The sequence below is a fragment of the Pseudolabrys sp. genome, from assembly GCF_050250095.1.
In the GTDB taxonomy this organism is placed as follows: domain Bacteria; phylum Pseudomonadota; class Alphaproteobacteria; order Rhizobiales; family Xanthobacteraceae; genus Pseudolabrys.
This window is the reverse complement of record NZ_JBFWPH010000008.1, coordinates 8,840-29,084: the sequence shown is the minus strand read 5'-3', so window position 1 is coordinate 29,084 and position 20,245 is coordinate 8,840. Positions and strand designations below refer to the sequence as shown.

At 65.7% G+C, this 20,245-nt stretch carries 15 protein-coding genes; 6 read left to right on the top strand and 9 right to left on the bottom strand.

The window, feature by feature from the left end; translation table 11 throughout:
- Positions 1–98 precede the first annotated feature (98 nt).
- Positions 99–536, top strand: a complete 438-nt coding sequence (locus tag AB7F10_RS18905) for an inorganic diphosphatase (RefSeq protein WP_428563744.1) — start codon at positions 99–101, stop codon at positions 534–536.
- Positions 537–548: 12 nt separating this feature from the next.
- Here AB7F10_RS18905 and AB7F10_RS18900 read toward each other — a convergent pair whose 3' ends face one another.
- The gene (locus AB7F10_RS18900) at positions 549–3,410 is read right to left on the bottom strand and encodes an EAL domain-containing protein (protein ID WP_428563747.1); all 2,862 of its coding nucleotides are present in this window, start codon (positions 3,408–3,410) and stop codon (positions 549–551) included.
- A gap of 221 nt (positions 3,411–3,631) precedes the next feature.
- Between AB7F10_RS18900 and AB7F10_RS18895 the strand changes: the two genes are divergently transcribed.
- Positions 3,632–3,955, top strand: coding sequence for a plastocyanin (locus AB7F10_RS18895; RefSeq protein ID WP_428563750.1), 324 nt, complete (start codon positions 3,632–3,634; stop codon positions 3,953–3,955).
- A 24-nt stretch (positions 3,956–3,979) separates the two neighbouring features.
- Here AB7F10_RS18895 and AB7F10_RS18890 read toward each other — a convergent pair whose 3' ends face one another.
- The gene (locus tag AB7F10_RS18890; protein WP_428563753.1) at positions 3,980–5,053 is read right to left on the bottom strand and encodes a hypothetical protein; all 1,074 of its coding nucleotides are present in this window, start codon (positions 5,051–5,053) and stop codon (positions 3,980–3,982) included.
- A 245-nt stretch (positions 5,054–5,298) separates the two neighbouring features.
- Here AB7F10_RS18890 and AB7F10_RS18885 point away from each other — a divergent pair, with 245 nt between their 5' ends.
- Entirely contained in the window at positions 5,299–5,460 is a 162-nt protein-coding gene (locus AB7F10_RS18885; RefSeq protein WP_428563756.1) for a hypothetical protein, read from the top strand.
- Between the two features lie 76 nt (positions 5,461–5,536).
- Here the strand turns inward: AB7F10_RS18885 and AB7F10_RS18880 are convergent, their stop codons facing one another.
- The 4 genes from AB7F10_RS18880 to AB7F10_RS18865 all read right to left on the bottom strand — a co-directional run bounded on the left by AB7F10_RS18880 (position 5,537) and on the right by AB7F10_RS18865 (position 10,908).
- Positions 5,537–6,565 carry a cytochrome-c peroxidase gene (locus AB7F10_RS18880; RefSeq protein WP_428563759.1) on the bottom strand — a complete coding sequence of 343 codons (1,029 nt, stop codon included), beginning with the start codon at positions 6,563–6,565 and terminating at the stop codon, positions 5,537–5,539.
- Between the two features lie 180 nt (positions 6,566–6,745).
- Positions 6,746–8,251 carry a 4-hydroxyphenylacetate 3-hydroxylase family protein gene (locus AB7F10_RS18875; protein ID WP_428563762.1) on the bottom strand — a complete coding sequence of 502 codons (1,506 nt, stop codon included), beginning with the start codon at positions 8,249–8,251 and terminating at the stop codon, positions 6,746–6,748.
- A 48-nt stretch (positions 8,252–8,299) separates the two neighbouring features.
- Positions 8,300–10,021: a protein kinase domain-containing protein gene (locus tag AB7F10_RS18870; protein WP_428563819.1), complete on the bottom strand. Its 1,722-nt coding sequence runs from the start codon at positions 10,019–10,021 to the stop codon at positions 8,300–8,302.
- Between the two features lie 62 nt (positions 10,022–10,083).
- On the bottom strand, positions 10,084–10,908 hold the full coding sequence (locus AB7F10_RS18865) for a formate/nitrite transporter family protein (RefSeq protein ID WP_428563765.1): 825 nt from the start codon (positions 10,906–10,908) through the stop codon (positions 10,084–10,086).
- A 355-nt stretch (positions 10,909–11,263) separates the two neighbouring features.
- On the opposite strand from AB7F10_RS18865, the gene AB7F10_RS18860 reads away from it, so the two are divergent.
- Genes AB7F10_RS18860 through AB7F10_RS18850 form a run of 3 tightly spaced genes read left to right on the top strand, consistent with a single transcriptional unit; the run spans position 11,264 to position 15,665 of the window.
- The gene (locus tag AB7F10_RS18860; protein ID WP_428563768.1) at positions 11,264–13,069 is read left to right on the top strand and encodes a NirA family protein; all 1,806 of its coding nucleotides are present in this window, start codon (positions 11,264–11,266) and stop codon (positions 13,067–13,069) included.
- A complete protein-coding gene (locus AB7F10_RS18855) occupies positions 13,066–14,682 on the top strand; it encodes a sulfite reductase subunit alpha (RefSeq protein ID WP_428563771.1) in 1,617 nt (538 codons plus the stop codon). The genes AB7F10_RS18860 and AB7F10_RS18855 overlap by 4 nt, the downstream gene beginning before the upstream one ends.
- Complete coding sequence (locus tag AB7F10_RS18850; RefSeq protein ID WP_428563774.1) at positions 14,682–15,665, top strand: NAD(P)-dependent oxidoreductase; 984 nt, start codon at positions 14,682–14,684, stop codon at positions 15,663–15,665. Before AB7F10_RS18855 ends, AB7F10_RS18850 begins: the two co-directional genes overlap by 1 nt.
- Here the strand turns inward: AB7F10_RS18850 and AB7F10_RS18845 are convergent.
- The 3 genes from AB7F10_RS18845 to AB7F10_RS18835 are packed head-to-tail and all read right to left on the bottom strand — an operon-like array spanning position 15,613 to position 20,148.
- On the bottom strand, positions 15,613–16,686 hold the full coding sequence (locus AB7F10_RS18845) for an SAM-dependent methyltransferase (protein WP_428563777.1): 1,074 nt from the start codon (positions 16,684–16,686) through the stop codon (positions 15,613–15,615). The genes AB7F10_RS18850 and AB7F10_RS18845 overlap by 53 nt on opposite strands.
- Positions 16,683–18,470 carry an NADPH-dependent assimilatory sulfite reductase hemoprotein subunit gene (locus AB7F10_RS18840; protein ID WP_428563780.1) on the bottom strand — a complete coding sequence of 596 codons (1,788 nt, stop codon included), beginning with the start codon at positions 18,468–18,470 and terminating at the stop codon, positions 16,683–16,685. The genes AB7F10_RS18845 and AB7F10_RS18840 overlap by 4 nt, the downstream gene beginning before the upstream one ends.
- Positions 18,406–20,148, bottom strand: a complete 1,743-nt coding sequence (locus tag AB7F10_RS18835; protein WP_428563783.1) for a diflavin oxidoreductase — start codon at positions 20,146–20,148, stop codon at positions 18,406–18,408. Before AB7F10_RS18835 ends, AB7F10_RS18840 begins: the two co-directional genes overlap by 65 nt.
- Between the last annotated feature and the right edge of the window lie 97 nt (positions 20,149–20,245).

Below are 20,245 nucleotides of genomic sequence, written 5' to 3'. Positions count from 1 at the left end.
TCGCCCCCTCATTCCGGCGGCAAGCCTAGCTGATTGATTTCCTGCGATCCAAGCGACAAAAAAGCCGTGTAAGATGCGGCGCGGATCGGACGGAAGACATGCAGGTTTTCATCGAAAACGAAGCGGGCGCGCGCGAGAAGAAGACGTTCGACGAGCGCAGTTTGCAGCATCTGAAAACCGCGCCGATCTCGGCCGCCTATCCGTTCGCCTATGGCTTCGTGATCGGCACCGTCAGCGGCGACGGCGACGCGGTCGATTGCTTCGTGCTGACGAGCCGCCCGCTGGCCTTCGGCGCAACCGTCGCCTGCAAGCCCATCGGCCTGCTCGAACAGATCGAGGACGGCGAGACCGACCATAAAGTGATTGCGGTGCCCGAGGGCGAGCCGGAAGCTATCGCGCCGCAACAGGAGGCGGCGCTGCGCGCATTCGCGGGCGCGGTATTCGCGCATGTGCCGGGCAAGACGATGACGGTCGGGCGGCTGCTCGGACGCGACGCGGCCGAGAATTATCTCCGGCGCTGCCGGCCCGATGCGTAATAGCCGGCCGCGTCAGGCGGCGCGGGTGCGCGGCTTGAGCTTTTTCAGGATGGCGGGGACTTCCGACACCGGCCGCGGCGGGCTGAAGTAATAGCCCTGCCCCTGCGTGCAGCCTTCGGCGCGCAGGATATCGAGCTGCTCCTTGGTCTCGACGCCTTCGGCGGTGGTAATCATGCCGAGGCTCAAGCCCAGCCGCGACACCGCGCGGATGATGGCGACGCAATCTTCTTTCTTGCCAAGCTCGTTGATGAAGGAGCGGTCGATCTTGATCTTGTCGAACGGGAAGCTGCGCAGATAGCTGAGCGAGGAATAACCGGTGCCGAAGTCGTCCATCGAGATTTTGACACCGAGATCGCGCATCTGGTGCAGCGTGTCGAGCACCGACTTGTCGTCCTGCAGCAGCACCGTTTCCGTGATCTCAAGCTCGAGCCGGCCGGGCGCGAGGCCCGAGGTGCCGAGCGCGGAAACGACCGACAGCGCCAGCGTCGGGCTGCGAAACTGAACCGCCGACAGGTTGACCGCGACGCTGAGATTGTCCGGCCAGGCGGCAGCGTCCAGGCAGGCCTGCTTGAGCACCCAGTCGCCGATCGAGACGATGACGCCGATTTCCTCGGCGATCGGAATGAACTTGTCCGGCGAAACCAGACCGTGCTCCGGATGACGCCAGCGCAGCAGAGCCTCGAAACCGGACGGCACGCCGGTCTCAAGCTTGACGATCGGCTGGTAGTACAGCTCGAACTCGCCGTTGCCGAGCGCCTTGCGCAGATCGAGTTCCAGCGAACGGCGCGCCTGCAGCGCGGAATCCATCTCCGGATGGAAGAAGTGATAGGTGCCGCGGCCGTCGCTCTTGGCGCGGTAAAGCGCCATGTCGGCGTTGCGCAGCAACTGGTCCGGCTCGTTGCCGTCGGTCGGCGCGACCGCAATGCCGACGCTGGTGCCGATCACAACCTGATGGCCCATGATGTCGAACGGCTCGGAGATCGCCTCGATGATGCGCACGGCGAGATCGGTCGCCTGCCCCGGAATGCCGCCCATCTGGATGATGGCGAATTCGTCGCCGCCGAGCCGCGCCACGGTATCGGCGCCGCGCACGGTCAACTGCAGGCGCCGCGTGACCTCGCACAGCAGCGCATCGCCGACCGGATGGCCGAGCGTGTCGTTGACGCTCTTGAAGCGGTCGAGATCGAGGAACAGCACGGCAAGCTTGTCGCCGCTCGCCAGCGCCGCTTCCATCGTCTCGCGGAACAGCACGCGGTTCGGCAGATTGGTCAGCGCGTCGTGCCGCGCCATATGCATGATCTTGGTTTCGGCCTGCTGGCGCTCGGTGACGTCCTCATAGGTCGCGACGAAGCCGCCGGACTGGGTCGGGCGATAAACACAGGAGATGACGCGACCGGAAATATCGAGCAGGCGCATCCCGGTCGGGCTGGTGCGCAGGAACTCGTGCTGCTCGGCCATCACCTGCTGCGCGGTCTTGCCGGGATGATTGCCCGCCGCGACGCTCAGTTCCAGAAGGTCGAGGAAGGTCGCGCCGGGACCGACCATGTCGCGCGTCAGGCCGAAGATTTCCAGATAACGGCGGTTGATCACCTCGAGCCGGCCTTCGGCGTCGAACAGCGACAGGCCCTGCGTCATGTTATCGAGCGCGGCGTCGAGGCGGAGATTGGTCGCGCGCAGCGCTTCCTCCTGCCGCTTGGTCTCCGTCACGTCGCCGCAGACGACGATGAAGCCGCCGTCGCGCGTCAGGCTCTGGCTGACGTTGAGCCAGCGGCCGTCGTTCAGCTTGATCTGCTCGGTGCCCGGCTCGTAGTAGTCGGGCCGTGTCAGCAGGCGGCCGGCGCCGGCGGACGCCTCGATCGCCTCGCGCACCTCGCCGACCCGCATGCCGGGCGTGAACAGGCTCTGCGATACCCTGAAGAACGCCGCAGCCTGCCCGTTCGCCAGCACGATGCGGTCGTTGGCGTCGACCAGCACAACACCCTTCTGCGAGTTCTCCAGCGCGTCGGACAGGCGAGACTGCGCCGACTGCCGCAGGCCGACCTCGCGCTCCATCGCCGCCTTGATGTTGTCGCGCATGATGCCCATCGAATCGAGCAACGTACCGAGTTCGTCGGAGCTGTCCTTGGGGATCACGACGTCCAGCTTGCCGCGCGCGATCTGTCCCGCGATGTTGGAAGCGGCGGCGACCGGCCCGACGATCCGCCGCGCGAGCAGCCAGGTCACGATTGCCGACAGGAAGATCGCCAGCAGCGTTCCGGCGAAATTCAGCTGCACGTCCCGCGCGACCGTCGCGCGCGCGGTCTGGCGATAGATGAAGCCGTCGCCGGCGGTGTAGTTGATGAGAAGGTCGATCTGCTCGTTGACCTTGTCGGCGTAGCGGTCGAGCGACTCCCAGTTGGCGTCGCTCACATTGGTATCGAGCAGCCGCTCGCGTATCGTCTTCCACACTTCAACCGTGCGCGCGACACGCTGGGCGGCCTGCGTCGCCCGCTCGGATTGCGAGCGCTGCGCGGCGATATCGAGGTCTTCGTTCAGCGTCCGGGCGAGCCGCTGGATTTCGATTTCGAGCTTCGCACGGGTCTCGGGCTCGGAAGCGATCCACAGCCGCGCAAACGCCGCGCGCATCGCGGCAAAGTCCGTCGCTGCCGCGCGCGCGTAGTTGATCGACATCAACGAGCGATCGAACGTCTTTTCGACGAGAAGGCCGGTGTCACGGGTGCTTTGCGTCGTGTAGAGACCGAGCGCGCCGGTGATCGCGCTCATCACCAGAAATGCGATCAGGATGCGGCCGCGGATAGTATTGAAAAAGGCCGCGCGCCCCGACATGCCGGGACGCCACCTCGTCCAGATCTCGCTGGCCTTCGCGCGTTGCATGAAATGACGCACCGATTTCCGCGGTTTTCGCCATCCAGACTTACACTTGGGCCGTTAATTCGCCTTGAGGGGCCGGGCAATCCTTCGGATTTCGTTAACGGGACCTTAACCTCGCTCGACCACGCTCGGCGGGCGTTGCGCGGCGCCGAGGCGGCGCAGCCGTGCATGAGAAATCAGGTCTTCCGATGGCACGATCCCCCGCAACTTTCCCGTGGCGAGCGATGGCGGCCGCTTTCGCGGTCGGCGGTCTTGTCGCCGTTAGCGGCTCGTTAACCGTGCTGGCGCAATCGGAAATCGTCGTCTCGCAGAAAGGGCGGATGTTCCACCCCAACGAACTGTCGGTTTCGCGCGGCGCATCGATCCTGATCGTCAACGACGACGCGGATCTGCTGCATCACGCCTATATCGATTCGAATGCCTTCAAGTTCGATTCCGGCGACCAGGAGCCGGGCAGCAAGACGAAGATCACCTTCGCGACGAGCGGCACGTTCGACGTGCTGTGCGCCATCCATCCCAAGATGAAGCTGACCGTCCGCGTCAACTGAAGCGGACGAGGGAACCTCGCGCGGTCAGGTAACCGGCGCGCCGCCGAACAGCGCGCCGTGCCCCGCGTAATACATCGCGAGGAACACCGCGAGCGCCGAGGCGTAACCGAGCGGCGACAGCCACGGATAACGGACCAGCTCGACGCTGGTCCTGCCGCGGTCCGCGATCACCGAGAACAGCACGACGATGATCAGGGAGTGGCCGACAAAATCGATCTTGCCGAACTGAACGACCGCGCCGATGAACATCGCGGCCAGCATGATCGCGGCGAAGCGGCGCACCAGCGGCGTCCACATCAGCGCGAAGGCGAGCGCGAATTCGATGGCGCCGGCGGCGCGCATGTAGAAATCGGGCTGGAAGCCGAGCGTCAGCTGCGGATGCTGCGTGAGCAGCGGATAGCTCCAGTCCGGATAGGCCCATTTCTCGATCGACGCCCACATCAGCGTGATGCCGGCGGCCCAGCGCACGACGTCGAGCGGACGCTGGCCGAACAGATCGCGCTGCAGGCCGGTCAGGATGAGATAGAGCGCGACGCCGAGAAAGATCGGGTAATCGGCGAGATGGAAGATGCCGTAATTCCAGATCGCGACGGCGTAGATCGCCATGATGCCGAGACCGGACAGCGGCATGGTCCGGCGCGACAGCACGCCGGCGGCGATGCCGAGATGGATGAAGCCGATGATGACGGAATTCGTCTTCAGCTCCGGCGTCATCAGGATGCCGCCCATCGCCCAGATCGCGACGAAGAACATGCCGACGCCGGCGCGGTACATCGCTTCGGTGTTGTCGCGGACCCATTCCGTGGTGCGGTCGAGCGCGCGCAGCATGGCGGCGCCGACCGGCGTCGGCTCGACCAGGCAGCCGACCATCAACGCAAGCACGGACATGCCGATCAGCAGTTCGAAGTCGGGGCACAGCACGTTGACCAGACTGTTCGGCGCACCGGCGACGTCGAAGGCGCAGAACCATTTCACATGCGCGGCCGCGGGACCGGTCAGCAGGAGGTTGGCGGCGATCGACAAGAGAGCGGCGGTCGTAACAGCAGCCCATTTGGACTGCCCGGGCACCCGGCCGGGACCGCGGTACGCTATGAACATATGTAATACGCCATAAAAGTTACTTAAGAGACCGGTTCCGCTGTCGGCCCTACCCAGCTGCTTTCATTAAACTTTTACCACATTTTTTAGCAATTGAGTCTTACGTGCATGTGAAAATTTAATCTTGGTTAACCTCAGCGGCAGGTCGCCGCTCGAAACTGTGGGTTTCGGGCCCGAAACAAGTCTCGGGTAAGGTTCGCGAGCTAAATTGGGGCCGTTGACGACGAAAGAGAGCCGGAACGCCCATGCTCATCGCCCTGGCCAGCCTGACGAGTGTCGTGCTCGGCGCGACGATTGCCACAGTCGCTGAGCGCTACCCCACGCATGTCGCGTTGCTGGAGAAGTGTGCCGGCGTTTTGCTGATCGGCGGCTTCGCCCTGCTCGGCTCCGGTCTTCCGCACGCCTGATCCGTTACAGCCTCGCCCAAAACAAAGACGCGCGCTTCCATAAGCGCGCGTTATCGATTTGTGACGCCGCTCGGCGTCAGCGCGGCAGCGCGGGCAGGATGATTTTCTTCGGCTCGCCGTTGAGCGTCTGCAGGAACGCGATCAGGTCGGCCTTTTCGGACTCGGTCAGATGCAGCGGCTTGATCTCGTCGGACCGGCTCGGGCGGTCGATGCCGCCGCGATCGTAGAGATCGACGACCTCTTTCAGAGTCGCGATCGAGCCGTCGTGCATGTAGGGCGCGCGGCGCACGACATCGCGCAGCGTCGGCGTCTTGAATGCGTATTGAAGCTTCACGGATTTGGGAAAGAGCTTGCCGCGGCCGATGTCCTGGCCCTTGCCGACGCCGATGTCGTGGAACGACGCATCGGTGAAGGCCCAACCGCTGTGACATTCGGCGCAGTTCGCCTTGCCGTTGAAGATGTCGAAGCCGCGCTTGGCCGCATCACCGATGGCCTTTTCGTCGCCCTTGATCCAGCGGTCGAACGGCGCTTCGCCGGATACGATCGTGCGCTGGTAGGTCGCGAGCGCGACTTCGATCTTGCGGCGCGTGATGTCGCCTTCGCCAAACACCGCGTCGAACGCATCGACGTAAGCGGGGATCGCCGCGAGGCGCGCGATCAGCGCCTTCTCCGGCATGTTCATGATGCCGCCGGCGGTGATCGGACGGAACGCGACGTTCTCGAGATCCTTGAACTGGCCCTGCCAGCCGGGCTTCGGCACCCAGGCAATGTTCAGCAAGGTCGGCGTGCGCGTCGCCATCTCCTTGACGCCCATGCCGCGCGGCAGGTTGTCCGTCCACGACAGCGACGGATTGTGACAGCTCGCGCAGGATTGGTTCTTCGCCCCCGACAGCAGCGGATCGAAAAACAGTTTCTTGCCGAGCGCGGCCTTGGCTTCGGAATAGGGATTGTCGTCCGGGAACGGAATCGCCTGCGGACGCTCGTAAGTCTTGCGCCACTCGGCGCGTTTGGGATGCGCAGGGTTGGTCATCGCGGAGAGCGAAGCGCCCGCCATGAGCAGCAGTGCAAGACTGGCGATGATCCCAGCGGCTTTCCTGCCGGTCATGCGACCCGCGCTCCTCGTCGTCTATCCACGACAAAGTCGACGATCAGGGTTTAATCGGGGTTAAAACGACCGCAGACACCCGGCGGCCTTTCGCCCCATGACAAAAGCCCGAATGGGCGTTTGTGCAAATCTTCCAGTGTTGTCGCGGATTGAAATCGTTAACGCCCGTTAACGATGCCTTCAACGATCGCGGGCCGGACCGGTAATGCCGGCGAGGTTGCGGGCGCGGGCCTTCTTCTCGTCGAGCTTCATCGCGCGGGCGATCTGGATGCGCTGGGCCTGCGGCGAGCCCGCGCCATGCAGGCTTTCGGTGAGATAGCCGACGGCGTTGCGGCCGATCGTCATGTTCTCGATCAGCCGCAGGATGCGCATGCGGTCGGTGACCTCGACGCCGTCGCGGCCGTGCAGGAACTTGCGGATCAGCGGGCCGATCTCGTTGTTCTGCAGATCCTTCTCCGACGGCATGGTGACGATCAGCCCGCCGGCAATGTCCTGCGCCAGCCGCGAGATCTCGAACGGGAAGCGGGTGACGTTGTGCTTGGCGACGTTGGACAGCATCTCGTCGTTGATCCACGCGCCGGACGCGACGGGCTTGGCCTGATGCGCGGCCGCCATGCAGCTCGAATAGATCGTCTCGTTGAGATGCGTCATCTCGACGAGCTTGTCGCGGATGTGTGAGGCGGTTTCGACGCCGTTGTGCTCGGCGGCCGACGCGGCGGCGCCGATCAGCACGTCGCCGAGGCCGGTTTTGCAGACATAGGACGAGCGGTGATAGGTGGTGAAGCGCTCCACCAGCGAGGAGGCGAACTGCCATTCGCCATCCATGAAGACGTGCTCGTGCGGCACGAACACGTTGTCGAACACGATCATCGCTTCCTGGCCGGCGAACTGCGCGTTGCCGGCGTCGAGCGCGCCGCCGTCGACCGCGCGGGTGTCGTTGGTTTGCCGGCCGACGACGTAGGTGAGGCCGGGCGCGTCGACGCGCACCGCGCCAACCACCGACCAGTCGCGGTCGGCGTCCGTCATCCGCATGGTCGGCATCACGATCAGCCAGTGCGAATTGACCGCGCCGGTCTGGTGCATCTTCGCGCCCGAGATATAGACGCCGTCGGCGTCGCGCCGGACGACGCGCAGGAACATGTCCGGGTCCGACTGCTGATGCGGCGGCTTCGAGCGGTCGCCCTTGGGATCGGTCATCGCGCCGCCGATCACGACATTGGCTGTCTGGGCGCGGCCGAGAAAGGCGAGGAAGCGTTTGTGGTAGTCGGTGCCGTTCGCCGCGTCGATGTCGAAGGTCACCGAATGACATGAACTGATGGCGTCGAGCCCGACGCAGCGCTGGAAGCAGGTGCCGGTGCGCCGGCCAAGCTCGCGCTGCATCTCGTGCTTGGCGACGAGATCGCCGGGCGCGGCGGGCACATGCAGGAAGCGGTTGACGGCGCGGTTCGCGCCGGCGGGCTGCGCGCTGCCGAGTTCCGGCCGCTCGGCGGCGAGGCGGTAGGATTCCGCCATCGCATTGATCGAGGGCCGGATCACCGGATGGTCGGCCGGCTCCGCGACGCGCTCGCCCATGAAATAGATCATCATGCGCCGGCCGCGCAGCGAACGCACATAGTCGTCGGCATTCGCGATCGGCGTCGCGAAGTCGGCCCAGAGTTCGGCCGCCGTCATGTTCCGTTGTTGCATGCGACGGGAAATCTAGACCACACCGGCCGGCGTTTCAAAGCGAAACCGCTAGAACCGTGTCGCGAGCAGGGTCAGCACCGCGAAAGCCAGCACCGTGCAGAGGCACTGCCAGAACAGCAACGGATTGCGCTCGAGGAACGATGCCGAGCGCGCGTCTGTGTCGTATTTGCTGTTCGGATGCCGGAGATCGAACATGAACTCGGACAGTTCCTCGTAGCGGCGCGCGGGGTCGGGCTCGACGGCTCGGCGCAGGGCGCCGTCGACCCAGACGGGAATCTCCCGGTTGTCGTCGAGCGCCGACCGGTAGCGAAGTTTCTTCTGCTGCGAGCGGGCGCGGGTCTTCGCGACCTGCGCGCCGTAGGGCAGGCGTCCGGTCAGCATCTGATAGGCGATCACGCCGAGTGAGAAGATATCCGAGCGCGGCGAGCCGTGCTCGCCGAGGAAATATTCCGGCGCGGTGTATTGCGCGGTGCCGAGAATTTCCGGCCCCGTGTCCACGTCCTCGGCGATGCCGGCGATCCGCGTCGAGCCGAAGTCGATGATCTTTGCGGTGCCGGTCTTGTCGATCATGATGTTCTGCGGTCGCAGATCCTGATGCAGCATTTCCGCGCGGTGGAACGCCTGCAGTCCGCTGGCGATCTGCTCGACGATGCCGCGCACGGTTTCGACGTCCGGCCGCGGATTGTCGACCATCCATTGGGCAAGCGTCTGGCCCTCGACATATTCGGTCACGACGTAAAGGTAATTCTGCTTGCGCGACTGCTGGCGGGGCTTCAGCACATGCGGACTGTTGATGCGGCGGGCGACCCATTCTTCCAGCATGAAGCGCTGCAGATAGGCGGGGTTGTCGCGCAGGTCGATCGACGGCGTTTTGAGCGCGACCACGGTGTCGTCGGCCGTGTCGATCGCGAGATAGATGTGGCTGCGGCTGCTGGCGTGGATTTCGCGCACGATCCAGTAGCCGTCGAGCGTCATCCGCGCGTCGAGCAGCGGCGGGCACGGCAGGTCCGCCGCCTGCAATGTGCGTTCACCGGCGTCGCCGTCCGGCAGACTGTCGATCCGCACCACCTGAACGGTGAGATTGTCCGTGCTGCCCAGACGAAAGGCTTCCTCGCCGATCAGACGGGCGGTGGCATCGAGATCGCCGGCGGAAGCGATGGTCTCGGCGACAAAACGCGGGGTGACGTGCTCGTAGACCCCGTCGGTCGCGAGAATGAAGGTGTCGCCTTGCTGGAGGTTGACGGCGCGATAGTCGATTTCGACCTGCGGATTCACGCCGAGCGCGCGGCCGAGATAGTTCTGTTCGGACGACAGGATGACCCGATGGTCCTCGGTCAACTGCTCCAGCGTCGTTCCGTCGACGCGGCAGATGCGGGCGTCGCCGACGTGGAAGAGGTGGGCGGTGGTCGATTTGATGACCATCGCGCTCAGGGTGCAGACATAGCCCCGGTCGCGATGGTGAAGATATCGGCTCTGCCGGGTTTGCGCGTGCAGCCAGGAATTTGTCGCGGCAATGACGCGATGCGCCGAGGTCTTGGCGGACCACGATTCCGACGTGCAGTAGTAGTCCATCAGAAAGCTTTTGACGGCGGATTCGCTGGCGATGTGGCTCACATCGCTGGAACTGATGCCGTCAGCGATCGCGATGGCGATGCCCTTGAGGCCGAGCGCCGGCTCCTCCGGGATCAACGCACCGTGAAAGTCCTGATTGGTGTCCTTCCGCCCCTTGTCGGAATATTGCCCAATCGAGATCGCGAGCCGGCCCGGCATGGTCCACCAAAGCAAGGAACCTCAACCGTTGCCGGTTGAGGTTCCGAGGATAGCAGGTCGTATCAGGCCACGCGCTGCAGGGCGGCGCGCTTCGGCGCCGTCTTGACGTGCGTGGCGTAGAGGGTGAGCCCGGTGAAGGCGAGGCCGCCCACCAGATTGCCGAGCACGGTCGGGATCTCGTTCCAGATCAGATAGTCGAGGATCGAGAACGGCGCGTGCAACATCAGCCCGGCCGGGAACAGGAACATGTTCACCACCGAATGCTCGAACACCATGTAGAAGAACAGCATGATCGGCATCCACATCGCGATGACCTTGCCGGGAACGGTGGTCGAGATCATCGCGCCGACGACGCCGAGCGACACCATCCAGTTGCACAGCATGCCGCGCATGAAGAGTGTCAGCATACCGGCCGCGCCGTGCGCCGCGTAGCCGAGCGTCCGGCCCTCGCCGATATTGCTGATCACCGTACCGACCTTGTCCGGCGCCTGTGTAAAGGCAAAGGTCGTAACGCACGCCATGAAGAACGCGGTCGTCAGCGCGCCGGCGAGATTGCCGACAAACACAAGACCCCAGTTGCGCAAGATACCGGGAATGGTCACGCCGGCGCGGCCGTCGAGCCAGGCGAGCGGCGTCAGCACGAACACGCCGGTGAGCAGATCGAAGCCAAGCAGAATCAGCATGACGAAGCCGACGGGAAACAGAATCGCGCCGATCAGCGGCTGGCCTGTCGCGACATTGATGGAGATTGCAAACCAGGCGGCAAGCGCCAGGATTGCACCCGCCATGTAGGCGCGAACGATGGTGTCACGGGTGGACATGAAGACTTTGGCTTCTCCCGCGTCGATCATTTTGGTGACGAATTCGGAAGGAACGAGATAAGACACGGGACCTCCTGTTGATCGTTGTGTCGAACGACCTGCACTGAGCAATCGCCATGCCAAGTCGGGGCATCGCGTGGAGAACGCGCGAACATCGCGCGCGACTTCGCCGGCAAACGCCGCATCGGTTGTGGAAAGCAGCGGCGCGCTGCGGCTGTCGCTTCACCGCGCCACCGCTGCTGTCGATTTAATCGACTTACCGCACTGCACAAAAATCAGACACAGTGACCAAGAAGCGCCCACGGCTCTTCCGGGATTCTTTAAAATTACAATTAAAACAACGCCTTACGGGTTGGCACAGTCGTTGCTCCAGAAGCGGCAGAGAGGCTTGCCGCCAGCGGGCAAAGGAGATTCTCGCGGAATGACGACGGATGCCGGGCAGCTCAGCGATCCTGTCGCGGGCGATTTCAGTTCCGACCAGAAGCGTTACCTCGAAGGCTTCATGTCCGGCCTTCAGGTGGCGCGCGTTGGCAGAGGCCTGCCCGCGAACGGCGCCGGCATGCCCGCGATCCACAGCGAGCCGACCGGACCGGATGCAATCCATTTCAAGGCGCAGGACGCGGCCGTCGCGGCAGGCGGCAAGCTCACCGATCAGGAGACATTCAAACGCGAGGACCATCCGTTCGACGCCTATGAGCGTTTGAAGGCGCAGGCGCGCGCCAACGAAGCACCGAAGCCGCCGGACAATTTCCGCTGGCGGTTCTACGGGCTGTTCTACGTCGCGCCGTCGCAAACGTCCTACATGTGCCGGCTGCGCATCCCGAACGGCATCCTCACGCACTGGCAGATGACGGGGCTTGCCGATCTCGCCGCGCGTTACGCCGGCGGCCATGCCGACGTAACGACGCGCGCCAACCTGCAACTGCGCGAGATCGAGCCCAAGAACGCCGTCGCGATGATCGAGGCGATCCAGGATCTCGGCCTGTGTTCGCGCGGCTCCGGCGCCGACAACATTCGCAACGTCACCGGCACGCCAACCGCGGGCATCGACCCCCAGGAACTGATCGACACGCGGCCCTTTGCGCGCGAATGGCACTTCCACATCCTCAACGAGCGGGCGCTGTACGGGCTGCCGCGCAAGTTCAATGTCGGCTTCGACGGCGGCGGCATTATTCCGGTGCTCGAAGACACCAACGACATCGGTTTCCAGGCCGTCGAGGTGAAGGATGGATTCGGCGTCGAGCCGGGCATCCGGTTCCGCCTCGCGCTCGGCGGCATCACCGGCCACAAGGATTTTGCACGCGATACCGGCGTGATCGTCAAGCCGGAAGACGCCACCAAGGTTGCCGACGCCGTGGTCCGCATCTTCATCGCGCATGGCAACCGCACCGACCGCACCAAGGCGCGGTTGAAGTATGTGCTCGATGCCTGGGGGCTGGAGAAATATATCGCCGAGGTGGAGAAACAGCTCGGCCGCGCGCTGACGCGCGTTCCCGCCGAAGCGCTCGCGCCGCGCCCGGCCTTCGACCGCGCCGCGCATATCGGCGTGCGCAGGCAGAAGCAGGACGGCCTCAACTGGATCGGCGTCGTGCTGAAAGCGGCGCGGATGACGCCGGAGCAAATGCGCGGTCTCAGCACCATCGCGCGCGAGATGGGCGATGGCGATCTTCGCCTCACTGTCTGGCAGAACCTGTTGATCTCGGGCGTGCCCGACGACAAGGTGGCGCAGGCCGAAGCGGCCATCGCGGCGCTGGGCCTGACGACCAGCGCAGCTTCCGTACGCGCCGGTCTCGTCGCCTGCACCGGCAATGCCGGCTGCCGCTTCGCGGCGTCCGACACCAAGCGCCACGCCGAGGCGATCGCTGCGTGGTGTGAAAGCCGCGTCGCACTCGACGGGCCGGTGAACATCCACCTTACCGGCTGCCACCATTCCTGCGCGCAGCATTACATCGGCGACATCGGCCTGCTCGCCTGCAAGGTGCCGTTGAACGACGACGGCGACACGGTCGAGGGCTATCACATTGTCGTCGGCGGCGGTTTCGGACCGGACGCCGCCATCGGCCGCGACCTCTACCGCGACGTGAAAGCCGAAGACGCACCGCGCACCGTCGAGGCGATGCTGAAAGCCTATCTCGCCAACCGCAGCGGCGACGAAACCTTCCTCGCCTTCTCGCGCCGTCACGACATCGATGCGCTCAAATCAATGTTCGCGGCGGAGGCGGAATGAGCAAGATCCTGCCGCCGCCGATCCCGAACCTCATTCCGGGGGGCGCGCCCTTCACCGACGAGCAGCGCGCCTGGCTCAACGGCTTCTTCGCGGCCTTCGTCTCGGCCGACGGTTTCGGCGTCACGCCCTTGTCCGGCGAACAGGCCGCGGCCCTCCTGGCGCCGCCCGCCGGACCGTCCGCGGACGACGATGGCGGCGCGCCGTGGCACGACCAGACGCTGCCGATCGGCGAGCGCATGACGCTTGCCGAAGGCAAGTCGGTGCGCTGGAAGTTGATGGCCGCGATGGCGCAGCAGGACTGCGGCCAGTGCGGCTACGACTGCCGTAACTATTCCGCTGCGATCTTCGAGGGCAAGGAAGAGCGGCTGAATCTCTGCACACCGGGCGGCAAGGACACCGCGCGGATGCTGACGGCGCTCGCGGAGGAAATGAAATCCGCGCCGAAGCCGGCCGCAAAGACAACGGTGCCGGCGGAACCGAAGGCGGCCGAGCCCGCGCCGGCCGCTGTGTCGCGCGACAATCCTGCGACGGCGACGTTCCTCTCCCGCACGCGGCTCAACAAGCAGGGCTCCGAAAAGGAAACCTGGCATATCGAACTCGACCTCGCCGGCTCCGGTCTCGACTACACGGTCGGCGACTCGTTCGGCATCTTCCCGAAGAACGATCCGGCGCTGGTCGAGGCCGTCATCAAGGCGCTCGGCGCGCCGGCCGATTTCCCGATCGGCGGCGGCACGCTGCGCGACTGCCTGATCGACGGCACATCGCTTTCGCCCGCGCCCGACATGCTGTTCCAGCTTTACTCCTACATCACCGGCGGCGACCGCCGGAAGAAAGCGCGCGCGCTGACCACCGGCGACGACCCGGACGGCGACGCCGCCGCGCTCGACGTGCTGGCGGCCATCGAGAAGTTCTCCGGCGTGCGTCCGGACCCCGAGGCGCTGATCGAGGCGCTCGATCCCTTGCAGCCACGGCTCTATTCGATCTCCTCGTCGCCCAAGGCGAACCCCGGCCGCGTCGCGCTCACCGTCGATACGGTGCGATACGCCATCGGCAATCGCGCGCGGCTCGGTGTCGCCTCCACATACCTGGCGGACCGCATCGCGCCCGGCGACACCGTGAAGGCCTATGTGCAGAAGGCGCACGCCTTCGCCCTGCCCGCCGACACCGCAACGCCCGTCATCATGATCGGCCCCGGCACCGGCGTCGCGCCGTTCCGCGCCTTTTTGCAGGAGCGCCGCGCCGTCGCAGCGAAAGGCCGCAACTGGCTGTTCTTCGGCCATCAGCGGTCCAACTGCGATTTCTTCTATGAGGACGAATTCCGCACGATGCGCAGCGACAGCACGCTGACGCGGCTCACCCTCGCCTGGTCGCGCGACGGCGACCAGAAGATCTACGTGCAGGACCGCATGCGCGAGGTCGGCCGCGACCTCTGGTCGTGGATCGCGGACGGCGCGCATCTCTATGTCTGCGGCGACGCCAAACGGATGGCGAAGGATGTCGAGATCGCGCTCGTCGATGTCGTCGCCCAGCATGGCGCGCGTTCGCCGGAAGACGCCGCCGGCTTCGTGGCGGAACTGAAGAAATCCGGCCGCTACCAGCAGGACGTCTACTGATGAACGCACCCCGCAACATCCCCGCCCACACCCCGCGGATCGACCGGCTGGCCCGGCTGCCGGTGTTTTATGCGCTCGGCGGCAAGCGCGCCGTCGTTGCCGGCGGCAGCGCGGCGGCGGCGTGGAAGATGGAACTGCTGTCCGCCTGCGGCGCGGCCGTCGATGTCTATGCGGCGGAACCGTGCGAGGAACTGCTGGCGCTCGCCGCCGCGCCGCCGGCCGGCGAGATCATTCTCCACCGGCGCGGCTGGACCGCGGAAGACCTCGATGGCGCGGCCATCGCTGTCGGCGCCTGCGAGGACGCCGAGGCCGCAAACTTCGCCGCCGCGGCGCGCGCGGCCGGCGTGCCGGTCAACGTCATCGACAAGCCGGCCTTCTGCGACTTTTCGTTCGCGGCAATCGTCAACCGATCGCCGCTGGTGATCGCCATCTCGACCGACGGCGCTGCGCCGGTCTTTGCGCAGGCGCTGCGTGCCCGGATCGAGGCGCTGTTGCCGCAAGGCTTCGCTGCATGGGCGGCGGCCGCCTCACGCTGGCGCACGGCGGTCAAGGCGTCCGGCCTGTCCTTCGCGGCGCGGCGTGCCTTCTGGCACCGCTTCACCGCCCGCGCGCTCGATGCGCCGAACCACAAGCCGGATGGCCGCGACTTCACCGAGTTGATGATCCAGACCCGCGCGCTCGCCGGCGCGGCCGAACGGGGTTCAGTGACGACCGTGACTGCCGATCCCGACGATGCCGGCCTGCTGACGCTGCGCACGGTTCGCGCGCTGCAAACTGCCGACGTGCTGGTCCATGACGATGACATCGCCTCCGCGATTCTCGATTTCACGCGGCGCGAAGCGCAGCGGATCACAGTGGCACCGTGGCGCGCAGGCATTGCCGAGTTGATGAGCAGTCTCGCCGGCGACGGCAAGCGGGTGGTGCGCCTCGTCAGCTTGCGGCACGCCACCAGCCGTGCGGCGCGTGAGGCGGCTTTGCCGTAACGCCGGGCACGGCCGTCACCACGATGCCTTCGGCGGCGCAGACGCGCCGGCCGGCATTCGACAGTTCGCTCGCTTCGCCCTGCGCGACGCACACAACCCGTTTGCCGCGGCGGGCAAGATCGAGCGCCAGCGCCGCAGCGTCATCGCCGGCACGCAGCGCGATCCGGCTGGCCTCGCGGCGGGCAAAGTCGAGCGCCGCAGGCGGAACAATCTCATCGTAGAGGATGACATCGGCGGATTGCAGCGCACGCACCGCGCGCAGCGTCAGCAGTTCCGGGTCGCCCGGACCGGCATCGACAAAGGTCATCGCGCCCTGCTCGACGGTTGCGCCGAGTGTTTCCACCTCCGCGACCAGCCGGGCAAAATCGCGCGACGACGGCGCATGCGCGGGGTCGTTCACCGCCTGCGCGGTGAAAAGCTGCCAGAATTTACGGCGGCCGGCGAAACTCAACCCCGTCGCTTTCAGCAGCCCGCGCCAGCGCGACGCGGCGGCGGCCCAGGCGGCGAAGCCCTGCGGCAACAGCGCCTCGATCCGCGTGCGCACGGCCTGCGCGAACACCGGCGCGGCGCCGTCGGTCGAGATGCCGATGACGAGCGGCGAACGGTTGACGATGGAGCCGAACGAAAAGTCGCAGAAGGCCGGCTTGTCGATGACGTTGACCGGCACGCCGGCGGCGCGCGCGGCGGCGGCGAAACCGGCCGCATCGTCGTCATTCTCGAATGCGCCGATGGCGATGGCCGCGCCGGCAAGATCGGCGGCGGTCCAGTCACGCAAAACGATGCGAATGTCGCCGGCAGGCGGCGCATCGGCCAGGGCCAGCAGTTCCTCACATGGCGCGGCAGCAAACACTTCCACGCGCGCACCGCAAGCGGACAGAAGCTCCACCTTCCACGCCGCGGCGGCGGTGCCGCCGGCGACCACGGCGCGCTTTCCGGTCAGCGCAAAGAACACCGGCAGACGCGCGAGCGAACCCATGCGCGGCGGCGCGGCGGCATCAATGGTTTCGGCGCGGGCGTTCATGACGTCCGCTTCGCCCCGGTATCGGAATGGAAGTCGAGACCGTTGACGGTCTTGGCGACGAAGCCGGCGCGGACGGTGAAATCGCCGAAGCGTTCGCCCGCCTCGCGCTCCTTGGCATAGGCCGCGAACACCGGATCGAGCGTGCCGATGATGCCGTCGTGGTCGAGGTCTTCGGCGTAGAGCTTGCTCATCCGCGAGCCGTCGAACGCCGCGCCGAGATAAAGGTTGTAGCGGCCCGGCCCTTTGCCGACCAAGCCGATTTCCGCGAGATAAGGCCGCGCGCAGCCGTTCGGGCAGCCGGTCATGCGGATCACGATGTCGTCGGCGGACAGCCCGTGCGCGGCAAGCTTGTCGTCGAGTGCGTCGATCAGGTCCGGCAGGTAGCGCTCGCTTTCGGCCAGCGCGAGGCCGCAGGTCGGCAGCGCGACGCAGGCCATCGCATTGCGCCGCAGGCCACTGATGCCGCGCGTCATGTTGTGCTCGGCGACCAGCGCATCGATCGCGGCGCGGTTTTCCGCCGCGACATTGGCGACGATGAGGTTCTGGTTCGGCGTGATGCGGATTTCGCCGTCATGGACTTCCGCGATGCGCCGCATGCCGGTGAACAGCCGCCGGCCGTCCGGGAAATCGCGCAGGCGGCCGTTCTCGATAAACAACGTCAGGTGCCACTTGCCGTTCTCGCCTTCGGTCCAGCCGTAGCGGTCGCCGTTCGAGGTGAAGCGATAAGGTCGTGCTTTCTCCAGCGGCTTGCCGGCGCGCTTGGCGATCTCGGCGCGAAAGGCATCCGCGCCGTGGTCGTCGAGCGTGTATTTCAACCGCGCATGCTTGCGGTTGGTGCGGTCACCCCAATCGCGCTGGATGGTGCAGACCGCCTCGGCGAAGGTGAGCACGTCGCCGGGAAGGCAAAAGCCGAGCACGTCGCCGGTGCGCGGATAGGTTTCCGGCTCGCCATGGGTCATGCCCATGCCACCGCCGACCACAACGTTCCAGCCCTCGATGGCGCCGTCCTTGCCGACGATGGCGATGAAGCCGAGGTCCTGGCTGAACACATCGATGTCGTTCGACGGCGGCACCGCGAAGCCGATCTTGAACTTCCGCGGCATGTAGGTCTTGCCGTAGATCGGCTCGACATCCTCGCGCTCGCCCTCGCCCGCGACCTTTTCCTCGTCGAGAAAGATTTCATAATAGGCGCGGCTCTGCGGCTTGAAGTGCAACGAGGTGCGCCGCGCAAGCTCGAAAGCCTCGGCATGGACGCGCGACTGGTGCGGATTGGACACCGCCATCACGCCGCGATTGTCGTCGCCGCAAGCCGCGATGGTGTCGAGCGCGACCTTGCTCATCGCCTTGAGCGCGGTCTTGACGTTGAACTTCAGCACGCCGTGGAACTGGAAAGTCTGCCGCGTGGTCAGCCGCAGCGTGTCGCCGGCATAAGTCTGCGCGATGCCGTCGAGCGCGAGCCACTGCTCCGGCGTGATGACGCCGCCCGGCAGGCGGACGCGGATCATGAAGCCGAATGCCTTTTCGAGCTTCTTCTTCATCCGTTCGGCACGCAGGTCGCGGTCGTCCTGGATATACATGCCGTGGAACTTGAGGAGCTGCGCGCTGTCCTCGCTTACGCCGCCGGTCGATGGCTCCGCCATGTCCTCCGCAAGCTCGCCCCGCAGATAGCGGCTGCGCGCCTTGAGGCGCTCCATCGACGACAGTTCCTTGACGGTCATATCAGTAGGTATCCGTGAGGTAGCGGTGCTCGCGCTCCAGCGCCGCGACGGCCTGCTCGGCAGCATCGGGGGCAAGCGACTTCACATCGGTATAGGCGCGCACGAGCGCTGCACGCACGTCCTTCGCCATCGCCTTGGCGTCGCCGCAGACATAGAAGAACGCGCCGCCGTCGAGCCACGCGACCAGATCGCGGCGGCGTTCCCAGATGCGGTCCTGCACATAGATCTTCTCGGGCTGATCGCGCGAGAAGGCGAGGTCGAGATGCGACAGGCCGCCGTCCTTCAGCGCGTCCTGCCACTCGAGCTGATAGAGGAAGTCGTGGGTGAACTGGCGGTCGCCGAAGAACAGCCAGTTGCGGCCCTTCGCTTCCGTGGCGCGGCGCTCCTGCACGAAAGCGCGGAACGGCGCGACGCCGGTGCCGGGGCCGACCATGATGACGTCCTTGTCCGCCGCCGGCAGCCGGAAGTGCTTGTTCGGCTTGAGCTTCACGCGGACGCGCCCGCCCTTCTTCATGCGCTCGGCGATGTAGGTCGAGGCGACGCCCTTGCGATCGCGGCCATGGCTCGTGTAGCGCACCGCAGAAATCAGGAGATGCGCCTCGTCCTCGAATTCGCGTCGCGACGACGCGATCGAGTAGGCGCGCGGCGCCAGCGTGCGCGTGACGGCGCGCAGGTGCTCGGCGGTCAGCGCGATCGGGAACATGGTGACGAGATCGATCAACTGACGGCCTTCGATCCAGGCCCGCGCCTCGCCGTCGGCGATCAGCTTCTTGACATAGTAATGGCCGGTCTGCTCGGCATAGGTCTCGAGCGACTTCAGCGACAGCGTCGCGATATCGCGTGAGGCGATGAACTCCGCGCGCAGCTTCTCGTCGCCGGCAAGCCCAGCTGCTTTCAACAGCGCGTCGACTTCGGCCGGATCGTTCTCCGGGTAAAGGTCGAGCGAGTCGCCCGGCTCGTAGGCCGGGGCCGCGCCTTCGAACGACAGCGCGAGATGGACGGTCTCCTTGTCGGAGCGCGAGGAGTTGAGGTCGACATGCTCGACGATCTCGGCCTCGACAATCTCGCTCTTCGCTCCGGCCGGCTTGCCGAAATCGACGGCGATCACCGTGCCACGCTCGGCTTCCGGCGGCGCCAGTGCCTTGACGGCGCGGCCGATCCAGTCGCCCGCCGGCGCTTCGAAATCGAGATCGCAGTCGACGCGATCGACGACGCGCTTTGCGCCGAGCGCCTCGAGCCGCGCGTCGATCTTCTTGCCGACGCCGCAGAAGTCCGCGTAAGCCGTGTCGCCCAGCGCCAGCACGCCGAATTCGACGCCGTCGAGCTTCGGCACAGCATCGCCCATCAACTCGCCATAGGCACGCACGGCGCGAGCCGGCGGATCGCCCTCACCCCATGTGGCGGCGATGACGACGAGACGCTTGGTCTTGCCGAGCGTCGCCACATCGAGATCGGACATATCGACGATGCTCGGCTTGAGGCCGTTCTTGCGCGCGATCTTGGCGAGATCGGCGGCGAGCCGCTCCGAGTTGCCGGACTCGCTCGCAAACAGAATGGTTAGCGGCTCCGCGGCGGCCGGCGGCGCGGCCGGAACGAGCGCGCTCGAATGGCCTTCCGTCGCCTCGACCCCGGCGAGAAAGCCGGCGAGCCAGGCGCGCTGCAGCGGCGTCGCCGGACCGACCACGCGGTTCAGCAACTCGATCTCTTCGTCCTCGAAAGGCGCAGTCTTCGGAATTGCCGTCACAACGCGGTCCTTCGCTTATGTCCGGCACCTGATTTGAACCACGAATTGCGAAGGGGCAATACGGCCGGAAAAATAAGAAATTTATTCGCTGCATCGA

Bases quoted from the DNA above. Each gene is read 5' to 3' on its own strand.
- AB7F10_RS18905 (WP_428563744.1), top strand. From the start codon at position 99: ATGCAGGTTTTCATCGAAAACGAAGCGGGCGCGCGCGAGAAGAAGACG.
- AB7F10_RS18840 (WP_428563780.1), bottom strand. From the start codon at position 18,470: ATGCTGCCGAGCAGGCCGTCGCGGCGCTGGAGCGCGAGCACCGCTACC.
- AB7F10_RS18885 (WP_428563756.1), top strand. From the start codon at position 5,299: ATGCTCATCGCCCTGGCCAGCCTGACGAGTGTCGTGCTCGGCGCGACG.
- AB7F10_RS18890 (WP_428563753.1), bottom strand. From the start codon at position 5,053: ATGTTCATAGCGTACCGCGGTCCCGGCCGGGTGCCCGGGCAGTCCAAA.
- AB7F10_RS18870 (WP_428563819.1), bottom strand. From the start codon at position 10,021: ATGCCGGGCCGGCTCGCGATCTCGATTGGGCAATATTCCGACAAGGGG.
- AB7F10_RS18860 (WP_428563768.1), top strand. From the start codon at position 11,264: ATGACGACGGATGCCGGGCAGCTCAGCGATCCTGTCGCGGGCGATTTC.
- AB7F10_RS18855 (WP_428563771.1), top strand. From the start codon at position 13,066: ATGAGCAAGATCCTGCCGCCGCCGATCCCGAACCTCATTCCGGGGGGC.
- AB7F10_RS18875 (WP_428563762.1), bottom strand. From the start codon at position 8,251: ATGCAACAACGGAACATGACGGCGGCCGAACTCTGGGCCGACTTCGCG.
- AB7F10_RS18845 (WP_428563777.1), bottom strand. From the start codon at position 16,686: ATGAACGCCCGCGCCGAAACCATTGATGCCGCCGCGCCGCCGCGCATG.
- AB7F10_RS18880 (WP_428563759.1), bottom strand. From the start codon at position 6,565: ATGACCGGCAGGAAAGCCGCTGGGATCATCGCCAGTCTTGCACTGCTG.
- AB7F10_RS18850 (WP_428563774.1), top strand. From the start codon at position 14,682: ATGAACGCACCCCGCAACATCCCCGCCCACACCCCGCGGATCGACCGG.
- AB7F10_RS18895 (WP_428563750.1), top strand. From the start codon at position 3,632: ATGGCGGCCGCTTTCGCGGTCGGCGGTCTTGTCGCCGTTAGCGGCTCG.
- AB7F10_RS18900 (WP_428563747.1), bottom strand. From the start codon at position 3,410: ATGCAACGCGCGAAGGCCAGCGAGATCTGGACGAGGTGGCGTCCCGGC.